Raw genomic sequence first — 4547 nt, forward strand, 5'->3', positions numbered from 1 at the left:
GCCAGCGTTCGTCCTGAGCCAGGATCAAACTCTCCGAAGAATGTTTGATATAGCTCTTAAAAGTTTAAAACTTGTTTTATTTTCTCATAGAGAAAATATCTGGCGTCTTGTTTCGTTCAGTTTTCAAAGAACAATCATTGTAATTAATAGCAGCGTATCTCAACGACAGCTAAATTAAAATATCACAACTTTCAGGAACACGTCAACGACTTTTTTTAGCAATGACTGTCTGTGCTTGTTAAGAGCAACTTTTAAATAATAACATGCGATGTTCATTCGGTCAATATGTTTTTTATAGTTCTAAAATGGTTGTGTATGCAAGACTCCCTTCTATAAATATACCCCTTGTTACTTAGCTTTTAAACACAGCGGGTAAAATTACTGCTATATTATTAGCCCGCATCAACAGAAGTAACACAAGTTTATATAATTAATAAAATGTCGTTTTTCTCTATAGAAGATTAACCACAAACAAAACATCAACAAAAAAACTTCGTGACTGTTAGCCCCGCCACGAAGTTTTTGTTATTTTACACACCTGGGAACCAGCCTGGCGTATTGACGATTGCCTGCCAGAGCGGATCAGGGACAACTAGTTCCCGCTGTTTATCTTTAAGAATTTTTGTAACTATTTCATCCTCTTTACCTTGTTCAATTTTATGTAACCAGTCTGGGTCCATAATAAGTTCCCGTCCCAATGCTAAGAGTGGAACTCCAGTTTGGAAGGCTTTTATTGCATCATCTGCCGTAAGGATTGAACCTACCCCAATTACAGGAACTTTATTGCCCGCACGCTTCTGGATAATTTCAAGGCGTGAACGTGTATCTTCGACTCCCCGTCTCGGAACGGACGTGTAATCCTGTAATGAGATATGAAGATAATCTAATCCTTGGTCTGATAAAGCATCTATTAATTGCAGCGTATCTGCCATGGTGATCCCTGGAGTTTCTGGCTCCTCCGGGGAAAATCTATACCCTACGATAAATGGGCGGGCTGCTGCAGCTGCCGCTTTTTTTACTTCGCTTACGACTGCAAGCGGGAAAGACAGTCGCTTTTCCAAACTTCCGCCCCAGCGGTCATCGCGCCTGTTTGAATGTGGTGAGAAGAATTGTTGAATAAGATATCCATTAGCACCATGTATTTCAACGCCGTCAAATCCTGCTTCCACAGCTCGGCGAGTGGTTTCTCCAAACGCCTTTATGATATCCTCGATTTCTTGGTTATTTAATTCACGCGGCACCGGATGTCCTTCGCCTTCTGCTGCTACTGCGCTTGCACTTACGACTTCTCCGTTAGGAACGAGTTCCGGGGGACACATACGGCCGCCATGAAAGATTTGCAAGACGGCTTTTGCCCCCTCTGCTTTAATGGCTTGTGCAAGCTGCTTTAAGCTAGGTATCAGTTCATCACGATCTGCCCCAAATTCTCCATGAAAGCCTTTTCCGTTAGGAGTCACATATGTACATGCTGTAATGACCATACTTACACCGCTTGCGCGCCGCACATAATATTCTACTTCCTGCTCGGTAACGGTTCCGTCCTCATTGGACGAGAAATTAGTCATGGGAGCCATAACGATACGATTTTTCAGTTCCACATCATTAGGAAGGGTAAAAGTTTGAAAAAGTGGTTCATATTTTGAGTTCATGATGATTCCTCCAGTTGTATTTTTACACCCATTTAACGATATTCTCCATGTCGTTTCTTGTTTTTGGCCTATGTGGATCTTCAGCACGGTATCCGAATGCCGCCCAAAAAGAAACATTAAAACCCCCATTTTCAAGAAGTCCTTCTTCTTCGAGTATCCGATTAACAGCATCAGGGTCAAATCCTTCAATCGGGCATGAGTCAATTCCGATCAATGCAGCAGCTGTCATCATATTTGCTAAAGCTATATAAGTCTGCTTACTCGACCAATCAAAAATAGCACGCTTGTCCTCTAATAAATGAAAATTCCTGTTGAAAATCACGATATCTCTCAGAAAAACCTTTGATAATGTCTTCAGGCATTTTCTGCACATTTCTAAGGTGATTGATAAAGTAATCTGAATCATAGCGTAGATTCGTTCTTGCCAGAATTACTACAAAATGACTGGCAGTTGTAAGCTGACCTTGTGCTCCCCATGCAACTTCTCGAAGTTTTTCTCTTAATTTCATATCCTGTATAATGAGGAATTTCCAGGGCTCAAGACCAACCGAGTTTGGGGAGAGCCTTCCAGCGTCAAGGATAAATTGAAAATCTTCATCTGAAATCTTTTTTTCGCGGTTGAATTTTTTGTTGCATGCCTGAATTGGAATGCTTCCAAAAGTTGTTGTTTCATAGCTGTGTGATTTTCCAAGAGTATTCTCCTTAAAAAATTAGAATGAAGACTGGTTTTTTGTCGAGAAAAGTATTCCAGTCAACTATACGGGACAGTATTTCCCTAAATAGACTTAAAGTAAACCGGTACATTATTAGTGTGGCTTTCGGTCCTCTGAAAAATGCTATTACCTTTAAACAATAGGATCACTACTAAATCTAAAACACATGGCAGTAACATGGAACATCATGAAATATTCTGGACTTTGGAGTCATTACAGCCTTTATCTGTATCTTTCCTCTTTAAAAGGATTCGCAGTCATAGAGTAACCCAATTCTTCCCAGAAACCAGCTTCATCTTGTTTCATAAAGCGGAGGCCCGTAGCCCATTTTGTACCCTTCCATAAATAGAAAGAGGCTGGGGGTATAAAACGGAGCGGGTACCCGTGCTTTGGCGTGATATCCTGCCAATCGTGTTTTTCATCTTTCCAGCGGTAGATAAATAGAGCATCGTCTCCCATTAAAGGTTCAATCGGTAAATTAGCTGAGTAGCCAAAAGGATCACCATTATAGTACCCATACACTTTAATATGAGTAACTCCATCCTTTATGTCCACGAGATTCAGCAATTCTCTCATTGCAATCCCCTCAAAAACTGTGCCGAATTTGGACCAAGTTGTTACACAGTGCATATCGATGGCAGAAATGGTAGTAGGGAGATTTAACATGTCGGCATAAGTTAACACAGCCTCCTTATCCACATTGCCAAATAGCCTGAATCTCCAGGTATCTTCATTAAATTCATATACATCACCCTGGTGGAGGATGGGCCAGTTTTCTGTCTCAAACTGTCCAGGCGGAAGTTGATTTTCCATTTATTCCCTTCCTTTCATAAAACGCTATTGCCTGCGCTCTTTCGATTTGTGAAGAAATATTTTTGTATGGATTAATATAAGCTAATATTTAAAGGCTATTCTTAGTACCCCTTTCCTTTTATATTGATTTCGAAACATAATATTTTGAGACAAAACTTCAGGCTGTTAGAATAGACCTGGTATAAGACCTGTGTATACCGATGAATATATATAGAAAGAAGATGAAATAAATGAAGGAAACTACAAAGCATAAACAGCTGCGTGATATTAAATTTTCCGTACTGGATTTATCCCCTATTTTGGCAGGCGGAACGGCATCCGATTCCTTTAAGAATACATTAAGCCTGGCACAGCATGCTGAAAAATGGGGGTATACGCGCTATTGGCTTGCTGAGCATCATAATATGCCCGGCATAGCCAGTTCAGCAACCTCGGTTGTTATCGGGCATGTTGCTGGGGGAACTGAAACAATCAGGGTGGGTTCTGGCGGCATTATGCTTCCCAATCATGCTCCGCTGGTAATTGCTGAACAATTTGGTACACTCGAATCCCTTTATCCAGGCCGTATCGACTTAGGACTGGGCCGGGCTCCAGGAACTGATCAACTGACTGCCCATGCACTTCGCCGCGACCGCAGAAGCGATGGCCAGGATTTCCCGGAACAATTGGAAGAGCTTCGTAATTACTTTAAAAGTTCAGAAGCTGTCGGCGGCAGGCATGTCCGTGCTATACCAGGTGAAGGCCAGAATATCCCTGTGTGGCTGCTGGGTTCGAGCGGCTTCAGTGCACAGCTGGCGGGCAGGCTGGGGCTTCCATTTGCATTCGCCAGCCATTTTTCACCGGATAATACTCTCCCAGCCTTGGATTTATACCGCAGAAGCTTTACTCCTTCGGATGTTTTGGATAAACCATATGCAATGGTTGGTGTAAATGTAATTGCAGCAGATACAGAAGAGGTTGCACGCCGCCTGGCAACTTCCATGCAGCAGCAGTTCCTTAATCTTATCAGGAATAATCCCGTACCGCTGCAGCCTCCTGTAGACAGTATGGATGAGCTATGGAGTCCTTATGAAGAAGCCGCCCTTCAGCAGCAATTAGGTTCTTCCATTATTGGAGACCATGCTGGCGTTACAGAAAAATTACAGGATTTCTTAGACTTGACACAAGCTGATGAAATGATGGTGAACGCACAGATTTACGACCATCAAGCACGCTTAAGATCCTTCGAAATAGTAGCAGAAATTGCTTCTCTTAAAAAATGAAAATAAAAATAAAAGGCTCTTTTCTAAAAGATTGTTGTTTTTTAATCGTTCGGTGAACCTACCCTATTGTTAAACAGGTTGATTGGAACGTAAGGTGCGAGACTCCTGCG

General features: G+C 41.9%; 3 protein-coding genes and 1 pseudogene. 1 reads left to right on the forward strand and 3 read right to left on the reverse strand.

Annotated elements, in window-relative coordinates; all coding sequences use genetic code 11:
• Positions 1-530 precede the first annotated feature (530 nt).
• From CUU66_RS23690 to CUU66_RS23700, 3 genes and pseudogenes are all read right to left on the reverse strand, one after another.
• A complete protein-coding gene (locus tag CUU66_RS23690; RefSeq protein ID WP_101645869.1) occupies positions 531-1649 on the reverse strand; it encodes an NADH-dependent flavin oxidoreductase in 1119 nt (372 codons plus the stop codon).
• Positions 1650-1671: 22 nt separating this feature from the next.
• Positions 1672-2322: pseudogene (locus tag CUU66_RS23695) on the reverse strand (NAD(P)H-dependent oxidoreductase).
• A 262-nt stretch (positions 2323-2584) separates the two neighbouring features.
• Positions 2585-3175, reverse strand: coding sequence for a molybdopterin-dependent oxidoreductase (locus CUU66_RS23700; protein ID WP_101645870.1), 591 nt, complete (start codon positions 3173-3175; stop codon positions 2585-2587).
• Between the two features lie 230 nt (positions 3176-3405).
• Here CUU66_RS23700 and CUU66_RS23705 point away from each other — a divergent pair, with 230 nt between their 5' ends.
• The gene (locus CUU66_RS23705) at positions 3406-4437 is read left to right on the forward strand and encodes an LLM class flavin-dependent oxidoreductase (RefSeq protein WP_101645871.1); all 1032 of its coding nucleotides are present in this window, start codon (positions 3406-3408) and stop codon (positions 4435-4437) included.
• The last annotated feature ends 110 nt before the right edge of the window (positions 4438-4547 follow it).

The sequence above is a fragment of the Peribacillus deserti genome, from assembly GCF_002863585.1.
GTDB lineage: Bacteria > Bacillota > Bacilli > Bacillales > DSM-1321 > Paraperibacillus > Paraperibacillus deserti_A.

Excerpts from the sequence above, each read along its gene's own strand:
- CUU66_RS23705 (WP_101645871.1), top strand. The coding sequence starts at position 3,406 with ATGAAGGAAACTACAAAGCATAAACAGCTGCGTGATATTAAATTTTCC.
- CUU66_RS23700 (WP_101645870.1), bottom strand. The coding sequence starts at position 3,175 with ATGGAAAATCAACTTCCGCCTGGACAGTTTGAGACAGAAAACTGGCCC.
- CUU66_RS23690 (WP_101645869.1), bottom strand. The coding sequence starts at position 1,649 with ATGAACTCAAAATATGAACCACTTTTTCAAACTTTTACCCTTCCTAAT.